Genomic DNA, 17920 nt, shown 5'->3' on the forward strand with positions numbered 1-17920 from the left:
AGAAAGCGTATTTGAAATACCATGTCCGAGAAGTGTACGAATGGTCCACGGAAAATCCTGAAAAAAGGATTTTTTTGAAAGGAAAAAAAGGAAGATCTAAAGAAAGGAAAGGGAGAAGTCCTGAAGCCTTCTCCCTTTGTAAATTAAGCGTTGTCTCTGGAAATTCCAGCAATTACTAAAGCTCCACCTAAAAGACCCAGATCTTTCAAGGTATTGATAGTGGAGGACATATCTCCTTTAATTGCTCCAGGTAAGTGTAGAAGAACAATGTAAATTCCTAAAAGTACAGCTAATAGGATCATGGCGAGTTTGGTTTTTTTATTTATAAAAATGCTGACCGAAGCTGCGATCATAGCGGCTCCTGTTACATAGATCCAAATAACTCCGCCTGGAACCGGAACCATTCCGGCCATTTGGCTTCCGGCTACAAAATGGTTAATTCCAAAAAGTAGGAACGGGACAGCATACACATATTTCCCGATTGTTTGCATAAATATTTTCTCCTCGAGTTTGATCGAAAATTGCTTTCGCAAAGCGACCGTTAATTAGTATGGAAGATCCCGACTCACGCAAGGAGAAAATGGATTGGATCTGGGAAAAAAGAATGATCTACCCCAAGGTTGGAGAATGGTCCTACCTGAAGATTTACAAACTCTGATCAAAATGGAAAAAACAGTTTTTGGAAATTCTTCCTGGTCGAATTATTCCATCCAAAGTCATATAGAAAATCATCCTGCTTGGATCAAAGAAGATACAGGCTATGTATTTTATATCGATCTCGTTGATTTTTCAGAATTGTTGCGGATAGGAATTCTTCCTGAGAAACGTAAAAAAGGAGAAGCAGGATCCATTCTAAAAACTCTATGCGATCTATTTCCTAAAACTATTTTAGAAGTTTCTAATTTGAATTCTTCGGCTATTTCCTTATATTCTAAATTAGGCTTTTTGGAATCGGGAAGGAGGAAGTCTTATTACGGCCCGGGAGAAGACGCGATCTTAATGGAGAAGTTCCGCTAAATTGGAAACGACTTCTTGATCACTCGGATCTGCACCAATTGCTGATTAGAAAATAGAAAGTATAATTTCACTCTTAAGGGAAAAGGTTTTTTCCAAAATCTGAATTCTTTCAGATTTACATACATTCCCAAATTAACTTCAATAAAACTACTCTCGGTTGGGATCCAATGGAATGCGTTGGATTGAACTGTTCCTTTTTTGGTGAATACCATGATATCCGAAACATATTCAGGGTCGTCAGGAAATTGCCCCTGGTGAAAGCCGACCAGGTCCAGTTTTTTTCTTTTGATATAATCCATTACCTTTCTTTTGGAACTTCCGAGAGGCAATTCTTCCAATACTTCTCTCCTCAATAAGTAAGAAGAAGTTTCCAAATACGGTCTTTTTAGAATATATAAGAATATCGTAATAAATACGAATAAACCAACGATTGATTTGATCGCGATTTTATGAGAAGGTTTTAGTTTTTCTGTAAAAGTACCACGCAACTTGCGCCCAATCCTTCGGTTCTGCCCAAGGCTCCCATTTTTTCGGTAGTAGTCGCTTTCACTGAAACACAATCCTCAGGAAGTCCTAATAAATTAGAAAGTGAGGATTGTATCTTTATTCTATGTGGAGAAATTTTCGGTCTTTCTCCGATCAAAGTGCAGTCAATATTTACCAAACTGAAACTTCTCTCCTTCGCAAGATCTAAAGTCTTTTGCAGGATCAGTTTGGAGTCCATATTTTTGAGGGAAGGATCTGTATCCGGAAAATACTGTCCTATATCTCCTAACCCCATTGCTCCTAAAATTGCATCGGCTAACGCGTGTATTACGATATCCGCATCCGAATGGCCGATGAGAGCATATTCAGACTCGATGATCGCTCCGCCCAAGATTAATGGGCGAGCCTCGTTTGTTTCCAGTCTGTGGAAGTCTAATCCTTGTCCTATTCTGTACATTAAGTTACTTATAACTCACTTCCAGCATTCTTTGGACCGCCATTCTTCCTTTTTCCACGATTTCAGGATCTAACTTGATCTCGAATTGTTCGTATAGAAGTGCATCTTTAATTTTTTCTAATGTGATCCGTTTCATATGGGGACAGGTCCTACAAGAAGAGACAAATTGTCTATCAGGGAACTCGGATCTGAGATTATCTCCCATCGAACATTCGGTGACCAAGAATACATCTTTAGCTCCTGAATCACGGATATACTTGGACATCTGAGAAGTGGATCCGGCGAAATCAGAAACTTCTACCACGTCTGTGTTACATTCAGGGTGAGAGATGACTGTGACTCCAGGCCATTGTCTTCTGACAGATAGAATATCTTCCGCAGTGTACATCTCGTGTACCATACAACGTCCGGGGAAGGAGATGATCTTTTTGTTAGTTTGTTTCTGCACATTCCCCGCAAGGTATTCGTCGGGAAGAAAGATGACCGTGTCGCTATCCAAAGAATTTACGATTTGGACCGCATTTGCAGAAGTACAGCAAATATCAGTCTCAGCTTTTACTTCTGCAGTGCAGTTGACATATGTCACTACTGGCACTCCAGGATATTGGCTTTTTAGTTTTTTAACATCTTCTCTAGTGATACTTTCCGCGAGAGAACAGCCAGCTTTTAGATCAGCGATGAGTACCTTCTTATCCGGAGACATAAGCTTTGCAGTCTCCGCCATAAAATGGACCCCATTAAAAAGAATAATGTCTGCATCGGTTTCCGCAGCTGCTTTACTTAGATAGAGTGAATCCCCAATAATGTCTGAAACTCCGTGAAAAACATCCGGAGTCATATAATTATGTCCTAAAAGTACTGCATTTTTTTCTTTTTTGAGACGGTTGATCTCCTGGATGAGGGGAAGTTTTTCCTCTATCTCATGTTCCATATAAGTGGATTCCAGGGATTTTCGAATATCCTCTAGTGTTTTCATTAGGCCCCCAGCCAGTTTAGGCGGTTCTATCTCTTTTTAATTTCGACTCCAAGATATAGGAGTCCGGCAACCTAAATGTAAAATCGCCGAAAGAACTAGGTTTTGCAAGTGTTTATAATCTATCCGGAGCCCAAAACCTGTCGTCCGTTCGCTGGGAGCCTCAAGAATCCGGCCGAACGGACGGGTTCTTAAAATAAATTGACAGAAAAAGAAATGCCGGAACAAATACGAAGTTATTCCTAAAAATCATCCATAAAGGATTGGTATTAACCCAATGAAAAAAATTTCTGCTCTGCTCCTCGCAGGAGCATTGGCACTTTCGGTTTCCAACTGCGGCGAAAAAGTTGAAGTCGAATACCCTGTTTTTCCTAAATCAAAAGAGGGACGCCAGCTTCAAAAATTCCTAGGCTCTATCCGCAATGTTGGATTAGCAGTCGAAAAACCCCAAAAAAGTCTTTGGGAAACCGTTTTCGGAGCAGGTTCCAGCTTTATCGATCAAATGCCTTCTAAAGTTTTCGAAGCTTTCGACAAGGAAACTTATTACAAACTGATCGACCTAAGCAAAAGAGCTGACTCTATCAATGAGGCTTCTTTAACTCTTACCGGAATTACTAAAAGTCGTGTGAAACTCGGAAACCAATTAGGTGCTGAGGCAATTCTTCATATCGGTTATCAAAAACCATACACAGAGTGCGGAAGCGAGATGATGGTAGATTACGGCGCGGCTGCGTTGAAAGTAGGTGGAGCTATCGCTTCTATGGCATCTGGCAGAAATGTTGATACCGGAAGCGGACCTGTTAGCAAACAAACCGGTATCCGTTATATGTTGATTCCACTAGATGCTACTTTAATCAAAGTAGAAACTGGAGAAGTTAAAAAGGCTGTAGTTTCTAACCCTGCAAAAGTTGATGCAGGAGTTGGTAATTTAGATTGTCCTTCCGTTCTTGACTCTTTCGGAAAAGCTTTAGACGAAGCTGCTCTTTACATCAAAGACAGACTTTCTCCAAAAGTTAAAACCGAATATATCAAAGTATTCAAAGACGACGAAGATCCTGAAGTTGCAGGATACCTTGACGACGGATACCAAGAGATCACCGGAGAAACTCCTAGCTTCAAAAAAGCAAAAGAGAACTGGGAAAAAGCAGATAAGAAAGCTGGTGGAAAGTCTTGGGGAGCGAAAACAAACCTGGGAACTTACTACTTCCAAGCTGGTGACTTTGAAAAAGCAATCAAGCTTTACGAAGAAGCGATGAAACTCAGTGGAGCTGACAAGAACTACGTGAGAGAACTTCGTAAACGTGTAGAAGCGGCTGCTGCCGTTGATGACACTGAAAAATAAGAAAGTTCAACTTTCTTTCGGTTTCGAGAAAAGCGGGCGGATAACGTCCGCTTTTCTTTTATGTACTGCCTTCTTTTTCTTGTCAGATTGTAGCAGAACGAAACCAAATTTGGAAGAATGTTCAGATGCCCAAATCCATATTTCCAAACTGATCGCGAACGATGAAACTATGGAAAAAGGTGTCCAAGCATTGATGTTAAGATCCATACTAAAACCTGAGACCAGCGAAGCGATCATCAGAAGTTGTGTGGAGAATAAAAGTTTACTCCAAGTACAATGTGAACTCTCCAAGGAGAAGTTTTCGGATCTACAGGATTGTAAGAAACACGCTCCGAATAGGGTAGAGACAGAGGGATAAGCTTCCATTTCCGGATTGTAGAAAGCGGAGAAGTCTAAAGTTTTGTACTCAAAGACTTCTTATGGCAAAGTTAAAGCTAGTACAATTGCCTGTTCCTCCTCCTACTGCCTTCGCAGCTACTGGAAATGTTCCTTTGGCTGCTGGATGTTTGGCCGTATCCGCTCGGGAGAATGGTCTGGAAAAAAAAGGCCTAGAGCTAGAAGTTCTGGATCCTGATATCACTGATAAAGAAGGTGATAGCCAACTTGCTGATAGGATCGCAAAAGATGAGCCTGAGTTCTTGGGCTTCTCTCTTTATCTTTGGAATACTGAAAGAAGTCTTCATCTCGCAAAAGAAGTAAAACGTAGATCCCCATCCACAAAAATTCTGATCGGCGGACCGGAAGTAAATCCGGACAATCCATTCGTTCTTTCCGAAACAGGTTATGATATAGCAGTTTCTGGAGAAGCAGAACATACATTCTTTGCTCTCATGGACACTCTTCTCAAAAAAGAAGATCCTAGAAAATTACCTAATATTGCTGTTAGAGAGCTTGATGGAAAGATGGGAACGTTTTCTAAAGAAGAGAATGCTTCCTTTCCGCTGACGAGTTATCCTTCGCCTTATCTGCAAGGATTTGTGCCGGTAGATCCTGCAAGATCTACTTATCTAGAAACTGTAAGAGGATGTAGATCCCAATGCACTTATTGTTTTTATCCTAAGAGTAGCAATGTATTAAGGACTTTAGATATATCTGAGACGGTCAAACTTCTTTCTAACTTAAAAGATAGGGGCGCCAAAGAGTTAGTATTCTTAGACCCGACATTCAATCATAGGCCAGGTTTCGAAGAATTTTTAGACGCGATCATAGATGTAAACTCGGACCGATCTATGACAATGTTTGGAGAATTAAGATCGGAAGGAATTACGGAGAAGATCGCGGACAAACTTGCGTTAGCCGGTTTCAATCGAATAGAGCTCGGTATGCAATCCATCAATAAGGAAACCTTAAAGCGTGTAAAACGTTTTGGAAGTCCAGAAAAGGTGGCAGAAGCCGCAAAAATGTTGGCCGATCGAGGAATTGAGCTCTTATTGGATCTGATTATCGGACTTCCTGGCGATACCCCTGATGATGTGATGGAAGGAATTGAATTCTTTTACGGTCATGGACTGGGAGAATGGGTCCAGGTATTTCCTTTGTCCATTCTGCCTGGAACTGCGATGAGAAAAGATGCAGAGTCAGAAGGGTTGGTATATCTTCCTAAACCTCCTTACCGAGTGATCCGAACTCCAAATTTTAGTGCGGAAGCACTCAGCTCCACATTATTTCGTTCGGAAGATAGATTAGATAGAAGGTTGGATGAAACTCCTCGAAGTCTATTATCCGATCCGGATCCTGCGGTTTCCGATATATTCTCGTTTTCGCCTGGATTGCAGGAAAAATTCGGATTAGAAGATTTTTCCATTTCAGGAGCCAGACATGTTTCCATCTGGTGGAGAGGGGATAATTTAGAAAAATCTAAAAAAGAATTTTTTAATAGATTAAATGTCAGATTTATCAAAGACCCTTTTGCAGTTACGGATCTGGTATTGTATCCTGAGTCCACTTTCGATCCGGAACTAGTCACTGAGATTTTGGAAGAATTTTCCAAAGTCCCCGCATCTTATCTATCTCGGACATTAGCTCATCGAGGAGAAAATATGCTGCATAGGATCGTTCTTGTTCTTCCTCACAAGGTTTTTTTTCCCTTAGAATGGGTTTCCGAGATCAGAGAATATATTCCTGTTTTCCAAGAAATGGAATGGGAAGAAGCGGTTCAAAAATCGACAGAGCTCGGAGGAGAATTTCCGGGAGCAAGGATCATTTCCAAAAATGAAAATCGCTCAGCTTGGAAAATTCTGAAAGAAAATTCGGATCCTGAATCCGTAACGTTTGCCGACAGAGTTTTAGAAAAACGTTGGTGTTGGGACGTTTTAGGTTATTCGGAGAAGTGAATCTACATGAAAAGTAATTTATCCGTATTGTATCCTATCTTATTTGCTCTTGTGGCAGCGATCGGAAATGCATTGTTTGCGTTCGGCCAAAAGAAATCTTCTCCTTCTGAAAATCCGTTTCTATTTCTGATCTTTCTATTGGTGGTTTGTTTAGGACTTTTAGTTTTTTCTTCCTTATTCGTCGGAAAGGAAAATTTAACGGAATACTTTTCTAAGAATACCACGGAGATCATTGTGGGGGGAGTAGGTTTGTATCTCACATTTTTAGGATTTTATTTTTTATTCACAAGGTACGGAACTACCTATTACATTTTGTATGCAGTACTTTCTATTTTGACTACTTCTATCTTTCTGGGAGTGATCCTGTTTCGAGAACATTTTAATTTTTATCATATGCTTTCCGTTGGTTGCGCATTGGGAGCGATTGTAACCTTTCATTTGGGGCAAACGTTTGGAAAATAAGATCGATTTTTCTTCTTAAAAAAAATAGGATCGTCCTTCGAAAAATCGGCTTCTGACGATTTTATACAATTTTTCCTTTGAGTTTACGGTTAGGATTTCCCTATTACTGGAGAATGAAATGCAGAATAACCGTAAGAAAGTATATGATTTCCCTCATAAAGCCCTCCGTTATGGGATCTCAAAATTAGTACAAGAGTCAGGACGAACAGATTACTCTGATCCAAAAGATGTACTCCAACTTTTCGAATTAGGAAAGGAAATCTTTCAAATGTTAAAGATACATGCGAGAGATGAAGAAGGAGTGAGTCTTAGACATTTGGAAGAAAAAGATCCAGAAGCTTCTCTTAAAGACAAAGAAGAACATAAATATCTGGATAAAAAAATAGAAGTATTGGAATCACTTTTAGATAGGATCAAAGAAGAAAGTGAACAGGCTCAGACTCTCTCCGAAGAATTTTATACAAAACTGATTCGTTTTCAAACAGATTACTTCTCTCATATGAGCAGAGAAGAAGAGGAAACTCAAATCAGACTACATTTGTATTTTTCGGATCCTGAATTGGATGATCACCAAAAAGAGATCATGAGTTCTTTGGGCCGAGACGAACTCAAAATTTGGGCCAAATATTTGATACCAAATGTTCCGACTCCGATCAAAAATAGATTCGAGGAAATGTTAAAAACATTCTTCTGAACTATGGTATAAGGCAAGTAAGTCACTTGATTTTTGGGCCGACTTCTTATAAAATCCTTCTATGAAGTCGGATAAATCCGAGATATTAAAAGAATTTCGTACTCTTCCTGGAGTGGGTAAAGTAATCGCAGAAGATCTTTGGAATCTAGGAGTTCGCAGTAAGGCAGAACTTGCAAAACTAGATCCCGAAAAATTATACGAAGAAATTTGCGAATACCAAGGCACTAGAGTAGATCTATGTATGCTATACGTATTTCGTTGTGCAGTATATGTTTCCGCAACTCCCAATCCTGAACCTGAGAAAATGAAATGGTGGTTCTGGAAGGATCTGATTTGATCCAAATTTCTTGGAGTCATAAAGAATCTCCCGAAACTTATACAGTTCTTCCGGGAGAAAAATGTGTAATTGGAGTCCAAACCAAAGGTCGGATTTCCTTAGGTTCAGGCGAACGGTCCAAGACCCTTGCTAAGGCGGGGATCACGGGGATCTTAAGAGGACCCAGAACATTCATCTCCGAGAAAAATACAAAATCACTTTTGATTTATATTTCTCCTTTAGTTCTTTCCAGAATGATCTCTGTCCCGATGGATCAGATTAGCGATTCAAGTCTATCTTTAGAGGATCTGTTTTCGAAAGAAATGATCTCAGGATTGATTGCCGATTGTGAAGAAGCGGATTGGAAAGGTCAGGAGACTTCTCTTACCTTGGAAAAATTTCGGCTCCTTCTTCCTATAAAAGAAGAAAAAGAAAAATTCCTATTAGAAGCAGTTCATAGGATCAAATCATCACTCGGAGAAATCGGGATCAAAGGTTTGGCAGAGGATCTGGGTGTAAGCCAAAGCAGTTTAGAAAGAGGTTTCAGATCCAGAGTGGGCTTAAGTCCAAAAGAATATGCAGGACTTGTACGTTTCAGAAATATATTCAGATTTTATAATTCTTCTTCCAGCCTGACTGAGCTGGCTTTAGAGGCCGGTTATTATGACCAGGCACATTTTATCCGCGAATTTAAGAAGAAGACAGGGTTCAGTCCAAAACAATGGTTCCGGCAGAACGCTTCCTTCGGATTAGATCCTAATCTTTAGAAAAGAATTCTCTTTTGATCGAAGGATGTTTTCGGATCAGATCCAAGGATTTTGCGATCAGTATCTTAGCTTCTCGGGAATGATTCCAAACATTTAGTCCGGATGGATGAGGTAAAGGGATCCAATCTAGCTCTACACCATAGTAGTTTTTCTTAAACTTCTTACCGATGACCTCATCAAGTTTGTAATTTTTATTCTCCACCAATTGATCGATCGCCAATTTGCCTATAGGGATGATGAGTTCGGGTCGATTGAATTCCACTTCGAAGCGCATAAATCTAGAACAATTTTCTACTTCGGAAGGGTTCGGTTTTCTATCTCCGCTTTTTGCTTTGCCGGGAAAACATCTGCATACTGCGGCCATGTTCACTTTGGATCTATAAATCTCTTCTTCTATCCCTATGGATAAAAACCATTTGAATAAAGTTTTACCAGCAGTGTAGGCGAATGGTCTTCCGAATTTTTCTTCATGGATCCCGGGGGCCTGGCCTATACTCATAATTTTTGCGCCAGGAATACCGCCATGCACAGGATTGCCCACCATGTCCGGACAAAGTCTGCAGTGAATTAATGTATCTAGATGTTTTTTGAATTTTTGAGAATCGTTCATCGCCAGCGGGTCAAGGCGCTAAAAGTTTCCAAGCCTCTTTAGAGGTACTGCCTACTCGGATCAGACTTTTTAGTTTGGTAAGTTCTAAAATTTTGTTCACTTGAGAAGAAGGGGAGAATACCGCGATGCCACCTTTACCGCTCTTTACTAGTCTGGAATGTGTCGCCATAAAAACTCCCAGCCCGGAAGAATCTATGTACTTCACATTTTCCATATTTACTAGAAGATAAATGAATCCTCGATCGAGTAGATGAAAGAACCTTTCTTTCATGATCTGGGCAGAGTATAAATTAATCTCACCGGAAATTTTTACGACCACTGCCTCTCTAGGTAGACCATCCGGAATATTGTCCTGATCTAAAAATACACCTAACTCGGGTGCATCATGATCGAATTCTTTACTGTCCAGGTTCCAAGGAGTATCTGCCATAGTAAGGTCGCTTATGCGAAGACTATCGAAGTGCCATCGGTTTCTGCAAGGATTTTATCCGTTTTTCTACGATCTTGAAATAAGAAGAATACTTGTAAGAGCGAAGGTTATATCTCTTAAGTGCTTTCTAAGAGTCTTCTCTTACACCTTCCGAGATAGTGAATTTATAGATCTTTGCATTTAGTCCGAATTTTTGGGAATATTCCTTTTCGAATTTGGAGAATAAGAAAGAAGATCTGCCTTCTTTGTCTAAAACTAGGACACAGCCTCCGAAACCTCCTCCTATCATTCTGGCTCCTAATACATTTTCGGAACGGAACCATTCCACTATAAAATCTGTTTCTTCGCAGGAGACTTGGAAGTTTTTAGAAAGCGATTCATGGCAAGAGAAAAGTTCCTTTCCCACTTTCTCCGCATCCTTATCTTTTAAGGAGCGGATAACGTTTTGTGCCCTTGATCTTTCTCCCAGAATATGAGTGGCTCTTTTGAATTCGTTCGGAGTCAATCCCGCTTTTTCGATTAATGAGAAGTCTGCCTGGCTTAATGTTTTTACCTCTGGAGAAAGTTTATTACATTTTGAAGTCGCAGATTCCACTTCCTTTCTTCTGTCATTGTATGCACTTTCTTTCAGACTATGTGGTACATTAGAATCGATCAGATAAAATTCATAACCGGGCAAATCCAAACTATGATAAGAATATTCCAAACTTTCCGTATTTAAAGAAATACAGGTAGAAGATTTGGCTACCGCAATCACGAACTGGTCCATGATCCCACAGTTTACTCCTACAAATTTATTCTCCGCAGCTTGAGCGAGTAGCGCGATCTTTTCCTTACTGATGTCCCAGTGGAAAATTTTAGAAAGTGCGAATGCGATCCCAACTTCTACCGCAGCAGAAGAGGAAAGTCCGGCTCCTTGTGGAATGTTACCTGTAAATGCAAGATCGAAACCTTCTACCATTAAACCTAACTTAAGAGCCTCAGAAACAACTCCTAGGATATAATTTGCCCAAGGTTTTTCTTCGGAGTAGATTGGATTTTTTGTTACAAATTCGGATTGGAAATCCAAGGAATACAATCTAAATAGCCCGAGGCCATTGGTTCGAACAGCAAAGTGTGTTCTGAAATCGATTGCAGCAGGAAATACGAGACCTCCTGCATAATCCACATGTTCTCCAATGATATTTACACGACCTGGGGCGGAGAAAAATCGAATCAGACCAAGGCCCGGAGCATCCGGAAAAATGTGGGAAAGAGAAGAGGAAAGATTCTCTCGGATTGAAAGAGTCATTTTGGAAAATAAAATCTAAGACTTAATTACTTACAAGGGATTTTGGAAAATTAGAACATTGAATTGTTTCGTTTTTCCTTGCTATTCCAATTAACATAAGTAATTTGTCTCGGATGTCCGATATTAAGGAATACGATGGCCTTTTCTTTAGAAATAAACGATAGATTTGCCTCGGAGTTTGCAGATCGCCAAACGTACGAGCTCTTATTGAAAGAGTCTGGCATCGCATTACAAAATCTTCTCTCCGGAAAATCCCCAGGTTCCGAATTTTTAGGCTGGGTTCGACTTCCAAAAGAGATCCAAAAATCCGAATTAGAAACAATTCATTCCGAAGCGCAAAGACTCAGAAAACAATCTGAGACTATCGTAGTGATCGGGATTGGAGGTTCCTATTTAGGTGCAAAGGCAGTCATCGAGGCTTCTAAACCGTATTTCAAAACTCCAAGTTTAGGATCACCTGAGATCGTTTATGCGGGACATCATTTAGATGCACGTTATCATTCTGAACTTTTGGAATATTTAGAGAACAAAGAATTTTCGATCAATGTGGTTTCCAAGTCAGGAACTACTACTGAACCGGCTCTTGCATTTCGTTTACTTTGGGATCTTACCAAAAAAAAATACGGTGCCAACGCAAAAGATAGAATAGTTGCTACGACCGATAGATCTAAAGGTGCTTTACGTAAAATGTCGGAAGAGTTAGGATTCGCTACCTTCTCTATTCCGGATAACGTGGGTGGGAGATACTCGGTTTTGACACCTGTGGGACTTTTTCCGATCGCTGCCGCCGGCGTGGACATCTTTTCTTTTTGGGAAGGGTTCTCGGAAGCAGCAGACTTTTTGATCTCGGAAACTTCTCCTCATAAAAATCCCGCATGTATTTATTCAGCTTACAGAAATCTATTTTATAGATCCGGAAAGAAGATAGAAGTGATCGCAAATTATAATCCTTCTATCCGAACTTTAACCGAATGGTGGAAACAATTATTCGGAGAAAGCGAAGGTAAACAAGGCAAGGGTATTTTTCCTGCTTCTGTAGAGCTTACAACCGATCTACATTCTCTTGGGCAATATCTACAAGAAGGGGAACGTAATATTTTTGAGACGGTACTCTATTCCAAAGACACAGGAGTAAAGTTACCGGTTCCTAAAGATTCTGACGATTTGGACGGTCTGAATTTTTTAGCTTCTAAAAACTTGGAAGAAGTAAACTTACAGGCATTTCTCGGCACTTTAGTAGCACATTCGGAAGGCGGGATACCATGTTTGGAGATTTTGTTTCCGGATACAAAACCTAAAAGCCTAGGCCAAATGATGTATTTTTTTGAATTAGCCTGCGGAGTTTCGGGGAATGTACTGGGTGTAAATCCATTCGATCAGCCTGGAGTAGAGGCTTATAAAAAAAATATGTTCGCATTACTGGGAAAACCAGGTTTTGAGAATTTAAGAGAATCTCTTCGTCAAAAAGGAGTCTAAGCAAAAGGATTTCTTTTTGGAGTGGTTGCTTTTTGGCATATCATTTCGGAAAGATTTTTCTAAAAGCTTGACAGAGATTCGTTCAGGTTTCGGATTAGATTCAGTATGGTCCTAAGAGGAAAAAAACTAAGGTTCGTTTCGGCTTCCTTAGCCCTATTTACTCTATTATTCTTTCTCCATTCCGGACCATCCAACAGCCCTTATCCCGGGAAGAAGTCCGACCAATCACAAACAATCATCGGACAAGAGACCGATATAGAAGAATTAAGCGATCTCGCCGAAACCTCCGATCCTTCGGAAACGGTTTGGGGAGATTTTTTAACTTCTAAAATAAACACTCCAGGTCTCTCTAACTCAAACCCTTCCCGCCAGGATAGGTTTCAATTTCTACACAATAAATTATTATCTCAGCATCTGCTGAATATTCCTCCACCTTCTATCTCCTAATCTAAGCTTCGAAAGCCAAGACTAGCTCTAGCTGTGCTCCGCTTTCTTAGCAAAGCGTACCCTAGTTTCGCGCTCAAAATAGAATTCTCGGAGATCACATCGTAATATTTTCCCATCCAATATAGCACCAATTTAGCCGGTCCCAGGTTTTGGGCTTAGGCCCTCTCCGGGGACCGGTTTCTTTTTCAATCATAGATCGATAAAAAAAGGCAGACAGAGACCTCAATCTCCCGATACTTTTTGGGGAGCCAGAACTCCATAAGCGGATGGAAATAGAATTAGCCAAAAAGGAACGTTTGATCCGAGGAATGGAACTCGGAAAAAAGATCGTCCTTCATGGAGTGGTACTTTCCCAATATTATAAGTCCAACGTGGAGAATTATCTACGGTTCTGTTTGGAATATTACCAAAAGACCGATATTCTTCCTCCTTCTCTTTCTCTCATTTATTCCCTGCTCGAAATGGCATTCAAAGAGAATTGTAGGAATTCCTACTATATGGAGAAGGGTTGGGATCCTCTTAGTTCAGAATCATTCACCGAAAGAGAGGCTGAATTTGAGACCAATTGGGACTTCTCAGATCCGTTAAAATTAAGAAATAGATTAAAAGAAGAAGGTTCCGTACTTAGGACCACGATCCACCACTCCGGCTCAGGAGTTTCTTTAGAGATCGCCAATTTAGCTCCCATTACTTCTGAAGCGGAAGAAGCGCTGACAGAATATCTTTCCAGAGCTAAGTCTTACCAAGATCTCTCCGAATATTATGAAGATTATCCTTTCGATGAAGAAGGGCGAGAGATTGGGATAGCATTGGCTATATTACAATTTAAGGAAATAGGATTGGATCCGAATCTTCTCAGATTCGATACAATGGATGGAGAACATGTCTTCCGATTAGAGATCGGTTTTGATGGAGAAATTCTTTCTCTTAGGACAAAACTGGAAAATGACGAAGATGTTCGACCTTTCCGATTTCATTCCCAAGCGGAGAAGGACGAAGAAACTATCTCTCCTTGGAAAATTTCAGTCTGCAAGATCTGCGGAAGGACAGTCGACGATCGTATCTTCTTCCATACTGTTCCTCCGGACGTAGTTGCAAAAGCAAAAGATCTTCCATTTACGGAAGAAGTCTGTGCCTGGTGTTTGTCCGGCTATTTGAAGTTGTAGATCCCAGGTATATTATAAAATCATGATCCATTCTACTTACTATCCTCCTAAACCTATACACCTTTCCGGAGATCGTGTAGAACTTGTGCCTCTCGTTCCGGATCACACAGAAGCATTGGCAGAAGCGGTGCAAGATGGAGAACTCTGGAAATTATGGTACACGAATATTCCTGAACCGGAAAGTATGACTGTTTGGATCCAAAAAGCATTAGAAGAGCAGGAGGCGGGACTTTCTATCCCTTTTGCTATTATTAGAAAGGAAGATTCTAAACTTTTAGGAACTACAAGATATATGAATATCGAGAAGGATGCACGAAGGTTGGAGATCGGCACAACATGGTACTCAAAATCAGTCCAAAAAACTTTCGTGAATACCGAATGTAAACTTCTACTTTTGGAACATGCGTTCGAAACCTTAGGTTGTATCGCTGTAGAATTTAGGACCCATTTTATGAATTCTACATCCAGAAAGGCGATTGAAAGGTTGGGAGCAAAACTGGACGGTATACTTAGGAATCACCGTATTAGTAAAAACGGTACCTTAAGAGACACCGTAGTTTACAGTATTACGAAAGAAGAATGGCCGACAGTACGAGGGAATCTTTTGTTCAAACTAGGAAAACCTCAGGTTTAAAAACCTAATTTATTTCCAATTTTCCATGATCCCGTCGATCACACCGTAGATTTGTGCTTCAGAAGGAGTAAGCCATAGGTCTCGATCTGTATCTCTTTCCACAACTTCTAGTGGTTGGCCTGTTCTTTCAGAAACGATACGATTGATCTCCTTCTTATCTCTTTCGATCATAGAAGCAAAAATCCCGATATCAGTTGCCTTTGCCTGATAAGTTCCAGGAACATGAGGTTGGTGTAACATGATCCTGCTATGAGGAAATGCGAATCTTTTACCTTTTGTCCCCGAAAGAAGAAGTAGAGCGCCAAAACTCGCAGCGAGTCCCATACAAACTGTCCTCACATCATTCGGGATCAGGTCCATTGTATCCAGAATAGACATACCGGACGTGTTTGCACCTCCAGGACTATTGATCACAAGAGTGATATCTTTTTCGGGATCTTGATTAGAAAGATATAATAAACGTTCTACCACATGTTTTGCAGAAGAATCATCCACCTGTCCCCAAAGAAAAATTTTTCCTTCTTTGAGTTGGTTGTCCTCTAACCTGAGTCCCGGAAATTGGATCGGCTCTACTAAAGTATCAGTCATTCGATTCTCCAATCAGGAAGCGATTGCCATAGGTCCATGTAGGACTTCCAACCAATCTTTTCTGTCCGATTTATTCAAAAGTTGTCTACGTAATAATTCTCTACTTCTTCTCAAACGGTTTTTCAAATTACCGATTGGGATCCCTGTTTTTTCGGTGATCTCTTCGTAGCTCATCTCACCAAAATATCTCAGATTCAAAAGTTGTTTCTCTTCGTTAGGAAGTTCTTCTAACGCATCTAAAACTTCTGTCCTCCAAGTATCTCCGGAACGAGGAGCAGCCTTAGTGATCTCAGGATTTAACTCAGTCCCGAGCAGATCTTTTTTTCTTAAGATACGATCCGAATGTTTCAGCACTAACCTTCTGAGTAAGAACGGAAATGCCTCCGGCTGTCTTAGAGATGGAAGAACTTTCCAAGCTTCTAAAAATACTTCTTGGCTTAGGTCCTCCGCCTTGGATTGATCTCGGATCCTTTTGATAGCCTGGCTACTGACGTATTTTTCGAAACGGGTCATCAACTCCGTCCAAGCCGGTTCTTCTCCTTTGGAAGCTTCTGTGACTAGTACTTTAAAATCGCGCATATCTGTTAGAGGGTCCCAGTTTGCATTTTGGAGTGTACGGATCTAAACTATTTTTGCATTTTTAAGGTGCCTGACCTTGGTCTAGCTTCTGGAAATTCTACTCTGGACCGCGATGTAGGAGCTCCTACATGTGATTTTCCTTTCTAAACTCAAACCAATCGGCCGAAAGCCGATCTGAAAAATCAGTGTTCCTATATTTCTCGTAAAACTGCTTTTCTCCCAGATCCAAAAATGTGCCTGGGAAAACTTTTCCGCCGAGACGATTTTGAGAAGAAAGTTTACGGAATATATCCGCAAGATCAAAAGATTTGTTCGGCTCCAACTCGGAAAGACAACTTGCTTTCATCCAGGAAAGTCCCAGATAAAAATATCCTCCCGGCGTAAATTGGACCTGGTCGTTTTTTAGACTGAGTCCCGTATAATTTGCATTTTCAGGAATTTTAGCTAAATATAATATACAATCAAACTTCTCTCTGTCTTTTGCGCTTGGCCAAGGATTAAATCCAGGTTCTGGAAAAAGAATAAAATCCGGATTTAAAACTAAGAAATTATCCTGCAAACTCCAAAATCTTTCGATTCCTGTACGAATTCCCCCGCCAGTTCCTAAAATTTCAGGAGTCTCTGAGGAGAAATGTAACTGAAAATTCTGAAAACCTTTCAGCTCTTCCTGTATCTTTTCTCCGAAATAATGTAGGTTAAGAATAGCATCATTGACTCCCCAAGATTTTGCAAGAAACAGGGAATAATAAATGAGAGGAATATTATTTATTTTTAAAAGAGGCTTGGGGAGTGATTTGGTCCATTCTCCCATTCTGGTCCCGAAACCTGCGCATGGAAAAAATGCCTTCATCCTAGAGTTTTTCCAAGAATAAGGCATTGCTGGATAATTCTTTTTTTAGAAGATGAAAGAATAAGAACAATTGGTCCGGAAAAAGACCTACTTGCACAATTTCTAATAAATTATCCAAACAGTTTAAAACACTTTGTCTGTATTTGTCCTGTTTTTTGTCAGCGACCAACATAAAATAAGATCCAAGTGCTTTGTAAGATCTTTGTAGGCATTGTAGATAATAACATTCTCTAGGTTTTTTGAATCTATTATCGCTTAATTTTAAGAAGAGTAGAAAAAGCCCTTGTCTCATTGCAAATGGGATCGGTCTATAAGCATCATATAATAGACTAGAAATATCATAAAATGGAGTCCCCATTCTTGCATCTTGGAAATCGATCAACGTCAACTCTCTAGTAGGGGAGAGCATTATGTTTCGAGCGTGAAAATCCCGATGGCAGAATACCTTTTCCTTATATTCCGCTAAGAAACCGGAAGCTTCTTCTAAGAAAAAAACTATTTCCGGTCTAAGTTTGGTTTTGATCTTAAACATCTCGGAGAAGCCTATATATGAAGAAAACGTAAACTTATTCTCGAAATTTAACTTTTCATAATCGAATTCACGAGTGGAAACTGGAGGCTCCGGTCTAGTCTTTTGAAGAGAGACCAAGAGTTCTAGAGATTTTACTAAGAAGGTTCTATATTCCGCATCGTCTTTGATGGAGCTTAGGTCGGAATCTCCCTCATCGGAAAGAAGCATTAGCTTATTGAATACATCGGTCTTATATATTTTAGGGACTTTGAAACCGTGGTGTTCTAAAAAATGTCCGACTTCTTGAAAGTCATGTTGGAAGACTTGGTCCTTACAAAGGATCTTTGTGGCGCCTCCAGGATATGTTGCACGATAGTATCTGCGCGCGGAAGCCTCCGGGTTGAGTGGGTCTATTTTTTCGGGAAACTTTCCATCGATCGCAAGGAAACGAAAATCTATTTCACTTAAAACTTCGTTCATAGCCACGTATG

23 protein-coding genes are annotated in these 17920 nt (G+C 40.2%); 12 read left to right on the forward strand and 11 right to left on the reverse strand.

Annotated features, from left to right (window positions below):
* Nucleotides 1-143: 143 nt before the first annotated feature.
* Nucleotides 144-491, reverse strand: a complete 348-nt coding sequence (locus CH352_RS03280; RefSeq protein ID WP_100705673.1) for a DoxX family protein — start codon at nucleotides 489-491, stop codon at nucleotides 144-146.
* Nucleotides 492-585: 94 nt separating this feature from the next.
* Here CH352_RS03280 and CH352_RS03285 point away from each other — a divergent pair, with 94 nt between their 5' ends.
* Nucleotides 586-1017 (forward strand): GNAT family protein, encoded by a 432-nt coding sequence (locus tag CH352_RS03285; protein ID WP_100705672.1) that lies wholly within the window; start codon nucleotides 586-588, stop codon nucleotides 1015-1017.
* On the opposite strand, the gene CH352_RS03290 is transcribed toward CH352_RS03285, so the two are convergent.
* Genes CH352_RS03290 through nadA form a run of 3 tightly spaced genes read right to left on the reverse strand, consistent with a single transcriptional unit; the run spans nucleotide 1014 to nucleotide 2936 of the window.
* Complete coding sequence (locus CH352_RS03290) at nucleotides 1014-1505, reverse strand: hypothetical protein (protein ID WP_100705671.1); 492 nt, start codon at nucleotides 1503-1505, stop codon at nucleotides 1014-1016. The genes CH352_RS03285 and CH352_RS03290 overlap by 4 nt on opposite strands.
* Complete coding sequence (gene ispF / locus CH352_RS03295) at nucleotides 1478-1960, reverse strand: 2-C-methyl-D-erythritol 2,4-cyclodiphosphate synthase (RefSeq protein ID WP_100705670.1); 483 nt, start codon at nucleotides 1958-1960, stop codon at nucleotides 1478-1480. Before ispF ends, CH352_RS03290 begins: the two co-directional genes overlap by 28 nt.
* Nucleotides 1961-1964: 4 nt before the next feature.
* Nucleotides 1965-2936 (reverse strand): quinolinate synthase NadA, encoded by a 972-nt coding sequence (gene nadA / locus CH352_RS03300; protein ID WP_100705669.1) that lies wholly within the window; start codon nucleotides 2934-2936, stop codon nucleotides 1965-1967.
* A 274-nt stretch (nucleotides 2937-3210) separates the two neighbouring features.
* Between nadA and CH352_RS03305 the strand changes: the two genes are divergently transcribed.
* The 7 genes from CH352_RS03305 to CH352_RS03335 all read left to right on the forward strand — a co-directional run bounded on the left by CH352_RS03305 (nucleotide 3211) and on the right by CH352_RS03335 (nucleotide 8847).
* Nucleotides 3211-4275, forward strand: coding sequence for a lipoprotein LipL41 (locus CH352_RS03305; protein WP_100705668.1), 1065 nt, complete (start codon nucleotides 3211-3213; stop codon nucleotides 4273-4275).
* Nucleotides 4259-4633, forward strand: a complete 375-nt coding sequence (lep, locus tag CH352_RS03310) for a LipL41-expression chaperone Lep (protein ID WP_100705667.1) — start codon at nucleotides 4259-4261, stop codon at nucleotides 4631-4633. The genes CH352_RS03305 and lep overlap by 17 nt, the downstream gene beginning before the upstream one ends.
* A 61-nt stretch (nucleotides 4634-4694) precedes the next feature.
* On the forward strand, nucleotides 4695-6608 hold the full coding sequence (locus CH352_RS03315) for a B12-binding domain-containing radical SAM protein (RefSeq protein ID WP_100705666.1): 1914 nt from the start codon (nucleotides 4695-4697) through the stop codon (nucleotides 6606-6608).
* A gap of 6 nt (nucleotides 6609-6614) precedes the next feature.
* Nucleotides 6615-7070 (forward strand): EamA family transporter, encoded by a 456-nt coding sequence (locus tag CH352_RS03320; RefSeq protein WP_100705665.1) that lies wholly within the window; start codon nucleotides 6615-6617, stop codon nucleotides 7068-7070.
* Between the two features lie 118 nt (nucleotides 7071-7188).
* Nucleotides 7189-7764 (forward strand): hemerythrin domain-containing protein, encoded by a 576-nt coding sequence (locus CH352_RS03325; protein ID WP_100705664.1) that lies wholly within the window; start codon nucleotides 7189-7191, stop codon nucleotides 7762-7764.
* A gap of 61 nt (nucleotides 7765-7825) precedes the next feature.
* The gene (locus CH352_RS03330; protein ID WP_100705663.1) at nucleotides 7826-8101 is read left to right on the forward strand and encodes a helix-hairpin-helix domain-containing protein; all 276 of its coding nucleotides are present in this window, start codon (nucleotides 7826-7828) and stop codon (nucleotides 8099-8101) included.
* Nucleotides 8074-8847, forward strand: a complete 774-nt coding sequence (locus tag CH352_RS03335; RefSeq protein WP_100705662.1) for a helix-turn-helix domain-containing protein — start codon at nucleotides 8074-8076, stop codon at nucleotides 8845-8847. Before CH352_RS03330 ends, CH352_RS03335 begins: the two co-directional genes overlap by 28 nt.
* On the opposite strand, the gene CH352_RS03340 is transcribed toward CH352_RS03335, so the two are convergent.
* The 3 genes from CH352_RS03340 to galK form a co-directional block, all read right to left on the reverse strand.
* On the reverse strand, nucleotides 8837-9457 hold the full coding sequence (locus CH352_RS03340) for a uracil-DNA glycosylase family protein (protein ID WP_100705661.1): 621 nt from the start codon (nucleotides 9455-9457) through the stop codon (nucleotides 8837-8839). The two genes, CH352_RS03335 and CH352_RS03340, sit on opposite strands and share 11 nt — an antisense overlap.
* Before the next feature lie 10 nt (nucleotides 9458-9467).
* Nucleotides 9468-9887, reverse strand: a complete 420-nt coding sequence (locus CH352_RS03345) for an STAS domain-containing protein (protein ID WP_100705660.1) — start codon at nucleotides 9885-9887, stop codon at nucleotides 9468-9470.
* A 127-nt stretch (nucleotides 9888-10014) separates the two neighbouring features.
* A complete protein-coding gene (gene galK, locus CH352_RS03350) occupies nucleotides 10015-11178 on the reverse strand; it encodes a galactokinase (RefSeq protein WP_100705659.1) in 1164 nt (387 codons plus the stop codon).
* Nucleotides 11179-11313: 135 nt separating this feature from the next.
* On the opposite strand from galK, the gene CH352_RS03355 reads away from it, so the two are divergent.
* From CH352_RS03355 to CH352_RS03370, 4 genes are all read left to right on the forward strand, one after another.
* Complete coding sequence (locus CH352_RS03355; RefSeq protein WP_100705658.1) at nucleotides 11314-12654, forward strand: glucose-6-phosphate isomerase; 1341 nt, start codon at nucleotides 11314-11316, stop codon at nucleotides 12652-12654.
* A 105-nt stretch (nucleotides 12655-12759) separates the two neighbouring features.
* Entirely contained in the window at nucleotides 12760-13101 is a 342-nt protein-coding gene (locus tag CH352_RS03360) for a hypothetical protein (RefSeq protein ID WP_100705657.1), read from the forward strand.
* Nucleotides 13102-13367: 266 nt separating this feature from the next.
* The gene (locus CH352_RS03365) at nucleotides 13368-14267 is read left to right on the forward strand and encodes a hypothetical protein (protein WP_100705656.1); all 900 of its coding nucleotides are present in this window, start codon (nucleotides 13368-13370) and stop codon (nucleotides 14265-14267) included.
* 22 nt (nucleotides 14268-14289) lie between these two features.
* Entirely contained in the window at nucleotides 14290-14901 is a 612-nt protein-coding gene (locus CH352_RS03370; RefSeq protein ID WP_100705655.1) for a GNAT family N-acetyltransferase, read from the forward strand.
* 9 nt (nucleotides 14902-14910) lie between these two features.
* Here CH352_RS03370 and CH352_RS03375 read toward each other — a convergent pair whose 3' ends face one another.
* The 4 genes from CH352_RS03375 to CH352_RS03390 form a co-directional block, all read right to left on the reverse strand.
* Nucleotides 14911-15489, reverse strand: coding sequence for a ClpP family protease (locus CH352_RS03375; protein WP_100705654.1), 579 nt, complete (start codon nucleotides 15487-15489; stop codon nucleotides 14911-14913).
* A gap of 12 nt (nucleotides 15490-15501) precedes the next feature.
* Nucleotides 15502-16068: an RNA polymerase sigma factor gene (locus CH352_RS03380; RefSeq protein WP_100705653.1), complete on the reverse strand. Its 567-nt coding sequence runs from the start codon at nucleotides 16066-16068 to the stop codon at nucleotides 15502-15504.
* A 124-nt stretch (nucleotides 16069-16192) separates the two neighbouring features.
* Nucleotides 16193-16918: an NTP transferase domain-containing protein gene (locus CH352_RS03385; RefSeq protein WP_100705652.1), complete on the reverse strand. Its 726-nt coding sequence runs from the start codon at nucleotides 16916-16918 to the stop codon at nucleotides 16193-16195.
* A gap of 1 nt (nucleotide 16919) precedes the next feature.
* Entirely contained in the window at nucleotides 16920-17909 is a 990-nt protein-coding gene (locus tag CH352_RS03390) for a phosphotransferase (RefSeq protein ID WP_100705651.1), read from the reverse strand.
* Between the last annotated feature and the right edge of the window lie 11 nt (nucleotides 17910-17920).

This window comes from Leptospira hartskeerlii (genome assembly GCF_002811475.1).
GTDB lineage: Bacteria > Spirochaetota > Leptospiria > Leptospirales > Leptospiraceae > Leptospira_B > Leptospira_B hartskeerlii.

Excerpts from the sequence above, each read along its gene's own strand:
- CH352_RS03280 (WP_100705673.1), bottom strand. The coding sequence starts at position 491 with ATGCAAACAATCGGGAAATATGTGTATGCTGTCCCGTTCCTACTTTTT.
- ispF (WP_100705670.1), bottom strand. The coding sequence starts at position 1,960 with ATGTACAGAATAGGACAAGGATTAGACTTCCACAGACTGGAAACAAAC.
- nadA (WP_100705669.1), bottom strand. The coding sequence starts at position 2,936 with ATGAAAACACTAGAGGATATTCGAAAATCCCTGGAATCCACTTATATG.
- CH352_RS03305 (WP_100705668.1), top strand. The coding sequence starts at position 3,211 with ATGAAAAAAATTTCTGCTCTGCTCCTCGCAGGAGCATTGGCACTTTCG.
- lep (WP_100705667.1), top strand. The coding sequence starts at position 4,259 with ATGACACTGAAAAATAAGAAAGTTCAACTTTCTTTCGGTTTCGAGAAA.
- CH352_RS03315 (WP_100705666.1), top strand. The coding sequence starts at position 4,695 with ATGGCAAAGTTAAAGCTAGTACAATTGCCTGTTCCTCCTCCTACTGCC.
- CH352_RS03320 (WP_100705665.1), top strand. The coding sequence starts at position 6,615 with ATGAAAAGTAATTTATCCGTATTGTATCCTATCTTATTTGCTCTTGTG.
- CH352_RS03325 (WP_100705664.1), top strand. The coding sequence starts at position 7,189 with ATGCAGAATAACCGTAAGAAAGTATATGATTTCCCTCATAAAGCCCTC.
- CH352_RS03330 (WP_100705663.1), top strand. The coding sequence starts at position 7,826 with ATGAAGTCGGATAAATCCGAGATATTAAAAGAATTTCGTACTCTTCCT.
- CH352_RS03335 (WP_100705662.1), top strand. The coding sequence starts at position 8,074 with ATGGTGGTTCTGGAAGGATCTGATTTGATCCAAATTTCTTGGAGTCAT.
- CH352_RS03340 (WP_100705661.1), bottom strand. The coding sequence starts at position 9,457 with ATGAACGATTCTCAAAAATTCAAAAAACATCTAGATACATTAATTCAC.
- CH352_RS03345 (WP_100705660.1), bottom strand. The coding sequence starts at position 9,887 with ATGGCAGATACTCCTTGGAACCTGGACAGTAAAGAATTCGATCATGAT.
- galK (WP_100705659.1), bottom strand. The coding sequence starts at position 11,178 with ATGACTCTTTCAATCCGAGAGAATCTTTCCTCTTCTCTTTCCCACATT.
- CH352_RS03355 (WP_100705658.1), top strand. The coding sequence starts at position 11,314 with ATGGCCTTTTCTTTAGAAATAAACGATAGATTTGCCTCGGAGTTTGCA.
- CH352_RS03360 (WP_100705657.1), top strand. The coding sequence starts at position 12,760 with ATGGTCCTAAGAGGAAAAAAACTAAGGTTCGTTTCGGCTTCCTTAGCC.
- CH352_RS03365 (WP_100705656.1), top strand. The coding sequence starts at position 13,368 with ATGGAAATAGAATTAGCCAAAAAGGAACGTTTGATCCGAGGAATGGAA.
- CH352_RS03370 (WP_100705655.1), top strand. The coding sequence starts at position 14,290 with ATGATCCATTCTACTTACTATCCTCCTAAACCTATACACCTTTCCGGA.
- CH352_RS03375 (WP_100705654.1), bottom strand. The coding sequence starts at position 15,489 with ATGACTGATACTTTAGTAGAGCCGATCCAATTTCCGGGACTCAGGTTA.
- CH352_RS03380 (WP_100705653.1), bottom strand. The coding sequence starts at position 16,068 with ATGCGCGATTTTAAAGTACTAGTCACAGAAGCTTCCAAAGGAGAAGAA.
- CH352_RS03385 (WP_100705652.1), bottom strand. The coding sequence starts at position 16,918 with ATGAAGGCATTTTTTCCATGCGCAGGTTTCGGGACCAGAATGGGAGAA.
- CH352_RS03390 (WP_100705651.1), bottom strand. The coding sequence starts at position 17,909 with ATGAACGAAGTTTTAAGTGAAATAGATTTTCGTTTCCTTGCGATCGAT.